At 58.3% G+C, this 13,503-nt stretch carries 9 protein-coding genes; 6 read left to right on the top strand and 3 right to left on the bottom strand.

Going from position 1 to position 13,503, the window contains the following annotated elements; all coding sequences use genetic code 11:
• The first annotated feature begins 39 nt into the window (after positions 1-39).
• Complete coding sequence (locus Q1A74_RS05200) at positions 40-1,161, top strand: mechanosensitive ion channel family protein (RefSeq protein ID WP_299593034.1); 1,122 nt, start codon at positions 40-42, stop codon at positions 1,159-1,161.
• 293 nt (positions 1,162-1,454) lie between these two features.
• Positions 1,455-1,670: a cold-shock protein gene (locus Q1A74_RS05195; protein ID WP_299593031.1), complete on the top strand. Its 216-nt coding sequence runs from the start codon at positions 1,455-1,457 to the stop codon at positions 1,668-1,670.
• Between the two features lie 188 nt (positions 1,671-1,858).
• Here the strand turns inward: Q1A74_RS05195 and Q1A74_RS05190 are convergent, their stop codons facing one another.
• The 3 genes from Q1A74_RS05190 to mfd all read right to left on the bottom strand — a co-directional run bounded on the left by Q1A74_RS05190 (position 1,859) and on the right by mfd (position 7,886).
• Complete coding sequence (locus tag Q1A74_RS05190) at positions 1,859-3,094, bottom strand: DUF819 family protein (RefSeq protein ID WP_299593028.1); 1,236 nt, start codon at positions 3,092-3,094, stop codon at positions 1,859-1,861.
• 163 nt (positions 3,095-3,257) lie between these two features.
• Entirely contained in the window at positions 3,258-4,211 is a 954-nt protein-coding gene (locus Q1A74_RS05185) for a CsiV family protein (protein WP_299593025.1), read from the bottom strand.
• A gap of 189 nt (positions 4,212-4,400) precedes the next feature.
• Positions 4,401-7,886, bottom strand: coding sequence for a transcription-repair coupling factor (gene mfd / locus Q1A74_RS05180; protein WP_299593021.1), 3,486 nt, complete (start codon positions 7,884-7,886; stop codon positions 4,401-4,403).
• Between the two features lie 326 nt (positions 7,887-8,212).
• Here mfd and Q1A74_RS05175 point away from each other — a divergent pair, with 326 nt between their 5' ends.
• From Q1A74_RS05175 to Q1A74_RS05160, 4 genes are all read left to right on the top strand, one after another.
• On the top strand, positions 8,213-9,676 hold the full coding sequence (locus Q1A74_RS05175; RefSeq protein ID WP_299593863.1) for a glyceraldehyde-3-phosphate dehydrogenase: 1,464 nt from the start codon (positions 8,213-8,215) through the stop codon (positions 9,674-9,676).
• Between the two features lie 496 nt (positions 9,677-10,172).
• The gene (locus tag Q1A74_RS05170; protein ID WP_299593019.1) at positions 10,173-11,513 is read left to right on the top strand and encodes a Na(+)-translocating NADH-quinone reductase subunit A; all 1,341 of its coding nucleotides are present in this window, start codon (positions 10,173-10,175) and stop codon (positions 11,511-11,513) included.
• A gap of 2 nt (positions 11,514-11,515) precedes the next feature.
• On the top strand, positions 11,516-12,727 hold the full coding sequence (locus Q1A74_RS05165) for an NADH:ubiquinone reductase (Na(+)-transporting) subunit B (protein WP_299593016.1): 1,212 nt from the start codon (positions 11,516-11,518) through the stop codon (positions 12,725-12,727).
• Complete coding sequence (locus Q1A74_RS05160; RefSeq protein ID WP_299593013.1) at positions 12,720-13,502, top strand: Na(+)-translocating NADH-quinone reductase subunit C; 783 nt, start codon at positions 12,720-12,722, stop codon at positions 13,500-13,502. The genes Q1A74_RS05165 and Q1A74_RS05160 overlap by 8 nt, the downstream gene beginning before the upstream one ends.
• Position 13,503: the final 1 nt, after the last annotated feature.

Raw genomic sequence — 13,503 nt, 5'->3', positions numbered from 1 at the left:
AGAAACTGAATAAACCAAAAGTATTATATGGAGTGACTTGTGGAGCAGGTTCAAGCGTTTTTGCGCTCCCTGGTGGGGGAAGACCGTTTCTGGATTGCCGAACTTTTTCTGATTGTACTGGCCACCGCATTTGTGGCCTGGATACTCGCGTTATTTGTTGCGCGCTTGCAGGCGCGGGCGGAACGCACCGTCAACCCGTGGGACGATGCCCTGGTGAACTCGATCAATCCGCCGGCTTCGATTCTGGTGTGGTTGGTCGGTTTGACCCTCGCTGCCGGTCTCGCGGGGGCGGCCACAGATTCGGAAGTATTGAACTGGTTGGGTGGTAAGCCCCGCGCTATCGGTTTTGTCGTAGTAGTGACCTGGTTCGCGTTGCGGTTTGCAAAAGAGGTCGAGCAGAATCTGGCGAATCCGCGTTTTGTTCGAAAACCCATTGATGCCACGACGGTTCGTGCGATTGGAAAACTGGTTCGCGCTTCCATCATGATTACCGCTGCGATGGTCATCATGCAGCGGCTGGGCTACAGCGTAAGCGGCGTGCTGGCCATGGGCGGGATTGGTGGCCTGGCAATCGGCTTTGCTGCAAAAGATCTACTGGCCAATTTCTTTGGTGGCCTGATGATTTACCTGGATCGCCCGTTCAAAGTAGGGGACTGGGTGCGCTCGCCGGATCAGGAAATCGAAGGTACCGTGGAAGATATCGGCTGGCGCCTGACCCGCATCCGCACATTCGACAAGCGCCCGCTGTATATTCCGAATGGAATATTTACCCAAATCTCCGTTGAAAACCCCTCGCGTATGCTGAATCGTCGCATCTACGAAACCATCGGTATTCGCTATGAAGATGCCCAATTGATGGCGCCGATCGTAAAGGACGTGCGCGCGATGCTCGAACAGCACCCGGAAATTGATACGAATCAGACGTTGATTGTGAATTTCAATTCCTTCGCGCCGTCGTCGCTGGATTTCTTTATCTACACCTTTACCAAGACCACTGAGTGGGTGCGCTACCACGAGATCAAACAGGACGTTCTGCTACAAATTCTCAAGATCGTCGAGCAGCACGGTGCCTCCTGTGCCTTCCCGACTTCGACGCTGCATATTGCCGACTTGCCTGAGCTGGCGATCGCCGGCGGGCGGGAAAAGCCCGTTGGGGCCTGAATGACAGTTAAGCGCTGTATTGCTTAACCGCATGAATTGACAGGGATTGTGGGGCTTATCTTACTAATTTGGTGAATTGTTGCGCATTATTTATGGGAAGTAACATTAATTTCACGTGGAAACCTAGACAGTGGCGCTCTTTTATCTAAGAATCAGTAGCGACCTGTACGGATGACCGCACAGGTACTTCGAGACTGTAGGCCACCCCGTACAGGGTGCTGGTTACGGCAATAGGGGTAGGCGCATTGCCCGCAACCGGGGTGAGCGCAATAACAATAAATGAGGTTGGCTTAATGAGTGATCGCGTTACGGGTACCGTGAAGTGGTTTAACAATGCCCGGGGTTATGGCTTTATCACTAGCACTGAAGGTTCCGAGGATATCTTCGTCCACTACCGCAGCATTCGCGGAGACGGTTACAAAACTCTCAATGAGGGGCAGGCCGTAGAGTTTGAAATGCAGCAAGGCGATAAAGGCCTGCTCGCGGAAGATGTAGTGCCCTGCGAGTAATTCGCTAAAAACGCACGCTCGACTCTGTACACACTGGGCGCCTCTATAGGGGCCCATGTGTGTGGATTGTGGAAAACGTGAAAGCGTAGGCAGCGTGAGAGGCGCTCATCGTAAAAAGCCCTGACCACTTTGGTTCTTTACCGAAGTGGCCGGGGCTTTTTTGTTTTCAGGTTTTTTGACGGACGGGATCAGCCGGCGCCGACAATTCTCAACAGTTGCCCGCAGAACCAGGCCGCGTAGGTACCAAGGGCATAGCCCATCACTGCCAGTAGCACGCCGACTGGTGCCAGCGAGGGGTGGAAGGCGGCAGCCACCACCGGTGCCGAGGCTGCGCCGCCCACATTGGCCTGACTGCCCACGGCCATGAAGAAGGTGGGGGCTTTGATCAGTTTCGCTACCAGCAGGATCAGACCCGCGTGTATCGCCATCCAGATCAGGCCAAGCACAAACAGTTCCGGGCTGTTTTTCAAGGCGGTGATATCCATGTGGGTACCAATGGTGGCCACCAGAAAATAGATAAACACCGACCCTACCTTGGCAGCGCCCGCACCCTCGAGCCTTTTCGCCGGGGTAAAAGCCATGGCGATGCCAAGAGTGGTGGCCACGACGATCAGCCAGAAGAAGGGGCTGGTGAAGCTGAATCGGGCCAGTTGTGGTGCGTTGCTCTGAAACCAGGGGGCGAGAAAATCCGCGCAGGCGTGGGCAATGGCGGTAACGCCGAAGCCGACGGCGGCAATCAGCATCAGATCCTGCAGCGCGGGAATACGCGCGTGCTTGCGCTGCATGGTTTCCACTCGCTCACGCAGGGTATCGATGGCAGAGGTATCTGCACCGCGACGCGCATCCAGCTTTTTGGCATTGCCGGCCATAAGTAGTAACACCGCCATCCACAGATTGGCGACGATCACGTCCACCGCGACCATTGCGGAAAACACCTCACCACCCACGTTAAAAATTTCTTTCATAGCCGCCTGGTTGGCGCCGCCACCAATCCAGCTGCCGGCAACGGTGGTCATTCCCCGCCACACCGCGTCGGGCCCGTTGCCATTGAGCATGCCGGGGTCAATCGCCGACATGATTAGTAGGGCAATCGGCCCGCCGATCACAATGCCGAGGGTGCCGGTCAAAAACAGAATCAATGCCTTGGGCCCAAGGTTGATGATCCCTTTCAGGTCGATGCTCAGGGTCAGTAAAACCAAACTGGCGGGTAACAGATACCGCGATGCAACGAAATACAGGTTTGAATTGTCGGCGTCGATAATGTGGAAGGTGGTCAGTAGTGACGGCAGGAAGTAGCACAGCAGTAGCGCTGGTACGAAGCGGTAAAAGCGCTTCCAGAAGCGCTGTTCGCTGCTGGCCGTATAAAACACGAAACCAAGGATGGCGGCGAGCATGCCGAGGATGATGGCGTCGTTGGTGATCATGGTGGGTGTGGCCTGTTTTTTTATGGTTTCTCAGTAAGAAAAGTAGCAGGTAAGGGTAACGTTATACGTTGCTGGCCTTGAAGGTGGTAACAACCGTGGCAACAAGAGCGGCAACAAAAAACGGCCCGCGAGGGGCCGTTTGTGCTTGGCTGTCAGCTGCTGCTCAGGGCGCGAGATCCGCGGGTTCATCCTGTGCGGCAGGTTCCGCGGCTTGTTGCACCGTACGTACCTCGATCAGAACACCCAATTTGGGGTGGTCGATATAGTGCAGCTCACCACTGCGCAGGCGGCGCTCTTCATTGAGTACGGCGACCCTTGCAGCCATTTTTGCCACAGGTTCCGCGATACCGGGTGCATTCATGGTGCTGTCTCCGTGAAATTCCACAGAGTCAGCGCCTGTGCTGTAGCCGCTGGTGGTGCTGTATCCGGAATCGTGCGGCGCTGCGGGTGTGTTCCGGAGGTCCATGGGCTCATCCCCGGCCATTGCGTTGTCGCGGGTGGCGATCACCGCAGCGCGGGGGCGGGTAGGGACGGAGATGCCCTGCGGCCGGGTCGCGTCGATGCTGTCGCTGGGAAAGCCGGCTGTGGGTGCATCGTAGCCAAAGGCGCTGCTGGTCTGCGGCAGCCATTCACTCAGCCACAGATCGGTGCTCAGGTGTAAATAGCGGGATACGCTCAGGGTGACACTGCCCTCAAGCTGGTGATGCCTTCCGTCCGCCGCGCCCCCACTGACCAGCACCGCGGGAGCATTGCGCTCGTTCTGCAGCACCTGTCGCCAGGTTTTGTGGAACAGTACCTGATAGCCGGAGGAACGCTTTAGGGCTGCTACCTTGTTGTCCAGCTGATTGGGGGCTGGCTGCAAGGCTGGAACCATCGGGTCGGCGCTGGATGGGGTATTGAAGTCAATCCAGCGGCTGTCGTAGGCGAGCTGCGGGGCGGCCGGCCAGGTTTCGCGGGACTGGTTCATACCGCTCTCACGGCTGAATACCACCATTTCGATTTCAAACTGCGTGCCTGCGTAGCCAGCTGCCTCAGCGCCTGCCGCGCAGAGTGCGAGGAGGGCGGCTCCGGCCAGCTGCTTCAGGCGAGTCGTGACCTGCTTATTAGTAGGGGTCATTTTGATACCGCTATTTCTCTATCTCTATTTGACCAGGATTCCCGGATGTTCTGTGTCGCCGATTGCGACGATTCTGCCCATCTTAGCATTGATCGACGGTCCCTTGTGCCCACTAATAGGTAGTAGGTAGTTGGGTGGTTGGTCGTAGGTGACATCGAAGGTGGCGCAGCTTCCTGGCGGCCTGGGCCGCTATTGGGAAAGCTGCTGCAGCACCTCACTGACCTGCCGCAGGCGCTGTTCCGGGCCGCTCTCATCCAGGGTGAAATTCAGCTGGTTGGCCCCCTGCAACCGGTAGGAGGTGGGGTGGGTCTGAACCAGTTTGACCAGGGTGAACGGGTCTACGTTGGCGTCGTCCGCAAACTCGATACGCCCGCCGGTGGCCGATGCCTCCAGTTTGCGAATTCCCATTTTGTTGGCGTTGAGCTTGATCTCTGTGATCTGGAACAGGTGTTTGACAGGCTCCGGCAGCAACCCGAAACGGTCGATCATCTCCACCTGCAGCTCTTTGAGCGCGGCCTTGTCTTCCGCGTTGGCGATGCGCTTGTACATGATCAGACGGCTGTGGACGTCCGGCAGGTAATCTTCCGGAATCAGCGCGGGCACCCGCAGGTTCACATCTACCGCTGGTGATTCCAGTGGCTCGTCGATATTAGGGGTGCGGCCCTCGCGAATGGCTCTGACGGCGTGGTCGAGCATTTCCATATACAGGTTGAAGCCCACGCTGTGAATCTGGCCGCTTTGTTCCTCGCCCAGCAGTTCGCCGGCACCGCGGATTTCCAGGTCGTGGGTGGCCAGGGTAAAGCCGGCCCCCAGGTCCTGGGCTTCGCTGATGGCTTCCAGGCGCTTGACTGCATCGGCGGTCATTGCCCGTTTGTTCGGTGTCAGCAGGTAGGCGTATGCCTGGTGATGAGAGCGGCCCACGCGGCCGCGCAGCTGGTGCAATTGGGCGAGGCCGAATTTGTCCGCGCGCTCAATCAAGATGGTGTTGGCGGTGGGGACATCGATACCGGTTTCGATGATGGTGGTACATACCAGCACATTGAAGCGCTTGTGGTAGAAATCGCCCATCACCTGCTCCAGCTCGCGCTCGCGCATCTGGCCGTGGCCGATGCCGATCCGCGCTTCCGGAACCAGCTCCTGCAACTCCCTGGCCAGCCGCTCGATACTTTTGACCTCGTTGTGCAGGAAGTACACCTGACCGCCGCGCAAAATCTCCCGCAGGATCGCCTCCTTGATCAACGCGTCATCGCGCTCGCGCACGAAGGTTTTTACCGACAGGCGACGGGCCGGTGGCGTGGCGATTACGGAGAGGTCGCGGATACCGGCCATGGCCATATTGAGTGTGCGGGGAATCGGGGTGGCGGTGAGGTTGAGGATGTCCACCTCCGCGCGCAGGCTCTTCAGTTTTTCCTTCTGACGCACACCGAACCGGTGTTCCTCATCGATGATCAGCAGTCCCAGATTTTTGAATTTCAGGTCGCTCTGCAGCAATTTGTGGGTGCCCACAAGAATGTCGACCTTGCCTTCCGCAACCCGCTCTTTGATTGCGTCGACTTCCTTGCTACTGCGGAAGCGGGAAATGACTTCGATGGTCACTGGCCAGTCTGCGAAACGGTCCTGCAGTGACTGGAAGTGCTGTTGAGCCAGCAGGGTAGTGGGGACCAGCATGGCGATCTGTTTACCACCGTGTGCGGCAACAAAGGCCGCGCGCATGGCCACTTCGGTTTTACCGAAGCCCACGTCGCCACACACCAGGCGGTCCATGGGTTTGTCGGACAGCATGTCGCCGACAACAGACTCGATCGCGAGCTGTTGATCCGGGGTTTCCTCGAACGGGAAGCCTGCGGTGAACTCGCGATAGGCCATGCCCGGATCGCCAAACGCGTGGCCCACACGGGCTTCGCGGCGGGCATAAATGTCGAGCAGTTCGGCGGCTGCATCGCGGACCTTTTCTGCCGCTTTGCGTTTGGCTTTCTGCCAGGTTTCGCTACCCAGTTTGTGCAGTGGCGCCAGTTCTTCATCGGCGCCGGAGTAGCGGCTGATCAGGTGCAGGCTGGCAACGGGTACATACAGTTTGGCGCCGTCACCGTATTCCAATGTCAGGAATTCTGCCTGTTGGCCGTCGATATCCAGGCTCTGCAAACCTTTATAGCGGCCGACACCGTGGTCGATGTGCACCACGGGCGCGCCGATGCGCAGCTCGGCCAGGTTTTTGACTGCGTTATCCGCATCTTCTTTGGCTTTTCTGCGGCGGCGCTGTTGCAGTACGCGGTCGCCGAACAGTTGTGGTTCGGCGATCAGGTTGAGTTGTGGATCTTCCAGCAGTAGTCCTGCGTCGATCGGCGCTACGGTAATGCCGAACTGGTTGTCGCTCTGGAGGAAGGATTGCCAGCTGTCGAATGTTTTTGGTGTAAGCCGGATTCCGCCCAGCAGATCCAGCAGGGCCTCCCGGCGGCCACTGCTTTCTGCGCAGAACAGTACGCGGCCGTTGTATTCCATCAGGTAGGCTTCGAGCGCTTTCAGCGGCTGCTCGGATTTTCCATCCACCGGCAGGCTGGGTGGTGCCAGGCTGGCAAAATTGTAATTGCCCTCGGCCTCCGGAAGCGTTTCCGGAGAAAAGAAGGCGCGGGGCAGGGATTTCAGGGCGCCGTAAAATTCGTCGATGTTCAGCAGTACCTGGCGGGGCTCAAGGATCGGGCGGGTCAGGTCGCCACGGCGGCTCTGGTAGCGATTATCTGCCTCTCGCCAGAAGGACTCCACGGGCTGTTGCAGGTCGCCCTGCACAAAAATCTGACTGCCATCGGGCAGGTAATCAAACAGGCTCGCACACTGGTCGAAAAACAGCGGTAGATAGTACTCGATTCCCGCCGGGGCAATCCCCGCGCTGATGTCCTGATAAATTGAAACCGGGCCCGGGTCTACGTCGAATTGCTCGTGCCAGCGCTCAAGGAATTTTGCCAGCCCCGGTTTGTGCATCGGGAATTCCCGTGCAGGAAGCAGGTGAACCTGCTGAACCTTGTCGACGGTGCGCTGGTCTTCCGGGTCAAAAGTGCGCAGGGATTCGATTTCGTCATCGAACAGGTCGATACGGTAGGGCAGGTTGCTGCCCATGGGATAAATGTCCATCAGTGCGCCGCGCACGGCAAATTCGCCGTGTTCGTACACTGTATCTACGCAGTGGTAGCCCGCCTGTTCCAGTAGCCGGCGCTGGTTGTCGAGATCGAACTTCTGGCCTTCTTTCAGGATGAGTGCATTCCCCGCGACATAGTCCTTCGGCGCCAGTCGGTGGAGCAGGGTGCTCACCGGCGCGATGACGATCCCGCTCTGCATCTGCGGCAATTGATACAGGGTGGCCAGCCGGTCCGAGATGATGTCCTGGTGTGGCGAGAAGGTGTCGTAGGGGAGGATTTCCCAGTCCGGGAACTGGAAAATCGGCAGCGCAGTGCTGGCCTCCGGAGCGGAGTCATCTCGGCAAGGCTTGTTAAAAAATTTCAGCTGCAGCTCAAGTTGCTGGGCTTCCTGGCTGTTGCGCGCGATCAGCAAGGTGGGCGCGTTACTGCTTCTGGCGGCGTTCAGGATGGCCAGAGCGGCACTGGCACCGTGGAGCTGGCCCCAGAATTGGCGGTCACTCTGCGTGCGAAAAGCGGGTGGGGACAAAGGGGGGAATTGACTCATGTTTCCTTATAATTCCGTGCTTTCTGACCGCTGGCGGCCCGGAGGCGGCCATTGTAACGGTGAAACGTGACCGGTGCAGGTCTGGGATTTGCGGCGGCCCGAATCTGACGCTCAGATGGTGTCATTATTTGCGTGGTTTTCGAGTGGGGCAGGCGTTGAAAAAATGTAGTTTAACTACAGTTTTTAGGCCATTTTTTACGCGGTTGCGCACCCTCAGGTGAATACACATAATGCGCCGGCCTTCGCCCCAGAGGTGATTTTTTGAGCCATCCTTATTCTCTGGACCGCGCTAAGGCACGACCCCCATTTTCACTCTGCAGAGGTGTCTGACTGTGACTCAGAAGCGACCGAAGCCCGCTGACTTTTTCAAGGACTGGAAAGCGCGAGAAGCGCTGGCGGAATCCATGATTCCGATGATTGGCAAGCTCAACCGGGAAAGCAACGTCGGCATTTATATGTACGGCCAAAACCTGGTGAACCGCTCCGTACTGAGCATCATGAAGGCCCACCGCTTTGTGCGTCAGGTCGAAGAGAATGAGCTGTCTGAGTTTGAAACCTATCCAGTACTCGAAGCGATCTGCAAGCTGGACCTGGGCCCGGTGCACATCGACCTGGGCACGCTGACCAACAAATACATGCGCGACGAGCGCGGCCTCTCCATTGAGGAGTTTGTACGCAGTGAGCTGGCAGACGCCGGTGGAGCGGGCAAGCCCCTGCCGCAGACCCAGGACGTAGTGATCTACGGTTTCGGCCGTATTGGCCGCCTGGTCGCCCGTCTGCTGATCGAAAAAGCCGGCAGTGGCGATGTGCTGCGCCTGCGCGCCATCGTGCTGCGCAAGGGTAAAGCGGACAACGACCTGGTCAAGCGCGCCTCTCTGCTGCGCCGCGACTCCGTTCACGGCGCCTTCAACGGCACCATCCGTGTGGACGAAGAGACCAGCACCCTGATCTGCAACGGCAACGAAGTAAAAGTGATCTACGCCAACTCCCCGCAGGAAGTGGATTACACCGAGCACGGCATCAACAATGCCCTGATCGTCGATAGCACCGGCGTATGGCGCGATGAAGAGGGCCTGTCTCAGCACCTGGAGAGCAAGGGTGCGGCCAAAGTGCTGCTTACTGCACCGGGCAAGGGCGATCTCAAGAACATCGTGTACGGCATCAACAACGGTGAGATCACCCCGGACGACAAGATTCTGTCTGCGGCTTCCTGTACCACCAACGCCATTGTGCCGGTATTGAAGGCGATGATGGACAAATACGGCGTTCAGCATGGCCACGTGGAAACTGTGCACGCCTACACCAATGACCAGAACCTGATCGACAACTACCACAACGGCGAGCGCCGCGGTCGGTCTGCCGCGCTGAACATGGTGTTGACCGAGACCGGTGCTGCCAAAGCGGTTGCCAAGGCGCTGCCGGAGCTGAAAGGCAAGCTCACCGGCAACGCGATTCGCGTGCCGACGCCGAACGTGTCCATGGCGATCCTCAACCTGCGCCTGGGGCAGGAGACCAACAAGGACGAGCTGAACGAGTACATGCGTGATGTGGCGCTGCACTCGCCACTGCGTCAGCAGATCGACTTTACCAATTCTCCGGAAGTGGTCTCCAGTGACTTTGTCGGCTCCCGCCGCGCCTGTGTGTTCGACTCCATTGCCACCATCGTCGAAGGCGACAATGCGGTGCTCTACTGCTGGTACGACAATGAGTTCGGCTACAGCTGCCAGGTGGTGCGTTGCCTGGAAGACATGGCTGGCGTACGTTACGAGTTGTTCCCCAAGAAGGACTAAGTGCCTATTGGCCGGGGGAGGGGCGTCAACGCCTTCCCGCGGGTTCCATGGCGCAGGTAATTGGTCTGGCAGATCAATCCTGCGCCATACCATCTTTTCTTGCTGAGACGGGTGATGAGGCGGCGCCTCCCACTAAAGTCGTTGTTTTTTCAGCAAAAATTTCCTCATCTTGAGTCGATTTGGCTCCATCTGCTCTGGTAAACCCCCGGCCCCGTACTTATAATGCGCGCGATTTTGCGGGGCTGCCGTGTGCCGGGAAATATTTGCGCAAAGACTGCGAGTTGCCAAGGCAATGGCGGGTCTGTGCGCGTCCCGGCCGCTGAGCGACATCTTCTTATCTGTGGTGCCATCCTGCAGTGACTACTATTTATAGTCTCACTTTCAGGCTTGTTTCCGGCTCGCCACGGCCTAAGCCCCCGCTACGGGTTCCTCTATTTTTAGCGTTTTTAACCTAGAAGCTTTTTAACCTATCAACTTAGAACTTAGGCATAGGCGTATGAGAAAGATCCGTCGGGGATTGGATTTACCCATATCCGGCGCGCCCGAGCAGGTCATCCACGATGGCCCTGCAGCCAAAACCGTCGCGGTGGTTGGTCCCGATTACAACGGGATGAAGCCCACCATGGCGGTTGCGGAAGGGGATAGCGTCAAACTCGGACAGCTGCTGTTCACCGATAAAAAAACAGAAGGGGTTCGCTACACCGCACCGGCCGCAGGCCGTGTGGTTGCCGTCAACCGTGGTGCCCGCCGGGTGCTGCAGTCGGTGGTGATCGAGGTGGAAGGCGATGAAGCTGAGCAGTTTGCCAGCTACAGCGCCGACCAGCTGGCGAGCCTCACCTCAGAGCAGGTGCGCGTGAATCTGCTGGAGTCCGGTCTGTGGACCGCACTGCGCACACGCCCATACAGCAAGGTGCCGGCGCCAGACGCCCAGCCTTCTGCGCTGTTTATCAACGCCATGGATACCAATCCGCTGGCGGCAGACCCGGTTGTGGTCATCGCCGAGCAGCGCGATGCGTTCGCCCAGGGTGTTGAAATTCTCTCCAAGCTGGCCGAAAAGACCTTCGTCTGCACCGCGCCAGATGCCGATATCCCGGTTCCCAGCGCTGCTTCCGTGCAGCGTGAAGCGTTTGCCGGCCCGCACCCGGCTGGCCTCGCTGGTACCCACATTCACTACCTGCACCCGGTCAAGCCCGGTCGTCAGGTGTGGACTATCGGTTACCAGGACGTGATTGCCGTGGGCAAGCTGTTTGAAACCGGTAAGCTGTTCACCGATCGTGTGGTTGCCCTGGGTGGCCCGCAGGTGACCAAGCCGCGTTTGCTGCGTACCCGTGTCGGTGCCGACCTGACAGCGCTGACCGCCGGCGAGACCACCGGTGACGACAACCGCGTGATTTCCGGTTCCGTATTTGGTGGCCGCACCGCCAGTGGCCCGCTGGGCTACCTCGGTCGCTACCACAATCAGGTGAGCGTGCTGGAAGAGGGCCGTGAGCGCCCGATGCTGCACTACTTCACCCCTGGTGCGAACCGTTTCTCCGTACTGCCGATCTACATCAGCCGCTTCATGAAGAGCAAGCTGTTCAACTTCACCACCAGCACCAACGGTTCCGAGCGTGCACTGATGCCTATCGGTACCTACGAGCGCGTGGTTCCGCTGAACATCATGCCGACCCAGCTGCTGCGTGCGCTGATCGTGGGCGACACCCAGGTGGCTCAGCAACTGGGTGCCCTGGAGCTGGACGAAGAAGATCTGGCGCTGTGTACCTTTGTGTGCCCGGGCAAGTACGACTTCGGTCCCATTTTGCGGGACAACCTGACCCGTATTGAGAAGGAGGGTTAAGGATGTTGCGCAAACTACTCGACTCTATGGAGCCGCATTTCCACAAAGGCGGCAAATACGAAAAGTTCTACGCGCTGTTTGAAGCGATCGACACCGGTCTCTTCCAGCCTGCAGACCGCACCAAAACCACCGCACATGTGCGCGACGGCATCGACCTGAAGCGCATCATGATCACCGTGTGGGCGTGCGCCATGATCCCCATGATGTACGGTATGTGGAACGTGGGCTTCCAGGCCAACACCATTATCGCGGGTATGGAAAACGTGGATCTGAGCGGGTGGCGCCATGCCATCATCGGTGCTCTGTCCAGCTACGACGCCAACAGCCTGTGGGATAACTTCATCCACGGTGCCATGTACTTCCTGCCTATCTACGCGGTGACCTTCATCGTCGGTGGTATCTGGGAAGTGCTGTTCGCTGCGGTGCGTGGCCACGAAGTGAATGAAGGCTTCTTCGTCACCTCCATCCTGTTCGCTCTGACCTGTCCGCCGGATCTGCCGCTGTGGATGGTGGCCATGGGCATCAGCTTCGGTGTGGTGATCGGTAAGGAAGTGTTCGGTGGTACCGGCAAAAACTTCCTCAACCCGGCACTTACCGGCCGTGCGTTCCTGTTCTTCGCCTATCCGGCTGCCATGTCCGGCGACCTGGTGTGGACCGCGGTTGACGGTTACACCGGTGCGACCGCGCTGTCCGTCATGGCCAGCGAAGGCATTCAGAATGGCGCGGTAGGCGTGCCCTCTGGCCAGCTGACCTGGATGGATGCATTTGTCGGCAACATGCACGGTTCCATCGGTGAAACCTCCACCCTCGCCATGCTGCTTGCAGGTGTGATCCTGATCGGTATGAAAATCGCCAGCTGGCGCATTGTCGCCGGCACCCTGCTGGGCATGATGGCCACTGCGACCATGTTCAACATGATCGGCTCTGAAACCAATCAGATGTTCGGTGTGCCCTGGTACTGGCACTTGGTCGTGGGCGGTTTCGCCTTTGGCCTGATCTTCATGACTACCGACCCGGTATCCGCCGCAATGACCGACGCCGGTCGCTGGTGGTACGGCATCCTCATCGGCGTGATGTGTGTATTGATCCGCGTGGTGAACCCGGCATTCCCGGAAGGCATGATGCTGGCGATCCTGTTCGCCAACCTGTTCGCCCCGCTGTTTGACCACTTCGTTGTGCAGTCCCATATCAAACGGAGGTTGGCACGTGGCTAATAAAGATTCCGTAAAAGGTACCCTGATCGTTGCGCTGGTACTGTGTATTGTCTGCTCGGTGGTCGTTTCCACCGCTGCAGTAATGCTCAAGCCCAAGCAGGTCGCTAACGCCCAGCTGGACATGAAAAAGAATGTTCTGCTGGCCGGTGGCCTGATCGAGCCGGGTCAGACCAGCGCCAAAGCAATCGAAGAAGCCTTCGGCAATGTCACCATCAAGTATGTTGACCTGAGCACTGGCAAATTCACCGACCAAGCGCCGGCTGGTGGTAGCGGTCGCGCTGCAGCCAAGGATGCCGGTTCCAGCGAGCGTCTGCCCGCGGACCAGGACATCGCCCGAATCATTCGCCGGGAAAACACCAAAGAGGTGTACCTGGTGGAAGACAACGGTGAGCTGCAACGCATCATCCTGCCGGTTCGCGGTTCCGGTCTGTGGGGCCAGATGTACGGCTTCCTGGCACTGGAGAACGACCTGAAGACCGTAGCGGGCCTTGGCTTCTACGAGCACAAGGAAACCCCCGGACTGGGCGGTGAGGTGGACAACCCGCGCTGGAAATCACAGTGGGAAGGCAAGCAGGTCTTCGACAGTGAACGCAATGTAGATATCAGTGTGATCAAGGGCAGTGTCGATCCGAACAACGCCAATGCGGTACATCAGGTGGACGGCCTGTCCGGCGCCACCCTGACCAGCCGTGGCGTCAACAACCTGATCAACTTCTGGCTGGGCAGTGAGGGCTTCGGTCCCTTCCTGAAAAACCTGAAAGCAGGGGAGGCGTGAG

This window comes from uncultured Microbulbifer sp. (genome assembly GCF_947504145.1).
GTDB lineage: Bacteria > Pseudomonadota > Gammaproteobacteria > Pseudomonadales > Cellvibrionaceae > Microbulbifer.
The sequence above is the reverse complement of the archived record's forward strand: the minus strand, read 5'-3'. Positions and strand labels throughout refer to the sequence as shown.